This is a genomic window from Streptomyces sp. SID14478, from assembly GCF_010548525.1.
Taxonomy (GTDB): domain Bacteria; phylum Actinomycetota; class Actinomycetes; order Streptomycetales; family Streptomycetaceae; genus Streptomyces.
Genome location: NZ_JAAGMG010000092.1, coordinates 1 through 519, shown reverse-complemented (window position 1 = coordinate 519; position 519 = coordinate 1). Strand labels below are relative to the sequence as shown.

2 pseudogenes are annotated in these 519 nt (G+C 76.1%); both read left to right on the top strand.

The annotated features are described in order from the left end of the window. Positions 1-246, top strand: a pseudogene (locus tag G3I40_RS03030) (hypothetical protein); the annotation flags it as partial. After that, positions 215-519 (top strand): annotated as a pseudogene (locus tag G3I40_RS03025) (alpha-(1-2)-phosphatidylinositol mannosyltransferase); the annotation flags it as partial. The pseudogenes G3I40_RS03030 and G3I40_RS03025, both read left to right, overlap by 32 nt.

Here is a 519-nt window from a genome sequence, read left to right as displayed (position 1 = left end):
ATCGCCGTCGGGCTGCTCGCGGTGGCCGCCCTCGCCGTGGCCGCCTCGCTCATCCGGCGGCCGCCGGCCACCGTGCGGGCCGCTGCCGACCGGCTGGCCCTGGGGCTGGGGGCCGCGATGCTCCTGATGCCCGCGTCCCGGTTCGGGTATCTCCTCTGTCCGCTCGTGCTGTGGGCCGTGCCCCGGTGCACCGAGAAGAACAGGAACACCCGTGATGCATGGCCGCACGCTCGTCGTCACCAATGATCTGCCGCCCCGACAGGGCGGCATCGAGGTCTTCGTCGACCAACTGCTGCGCCGCTTCCCCGCGGACGGCGCCGTCGTCTACACCTCCGCCGAAGCGGGCGCCGCGGCGTACGACCGGAGCCTGCCGCACCCGGTGGTACGGGACGCCGCCCGCACCCTGCTGCCCACCCGGGGCACGGCCGAGCGCGCCGTCCAGCTGGCCCGGCGGTTCCGGTGCGACAGCGTCTGGTTCGGGGCCGCCGCGCCGCTGGGCCTGCTGGCGGGGGCGCTGCG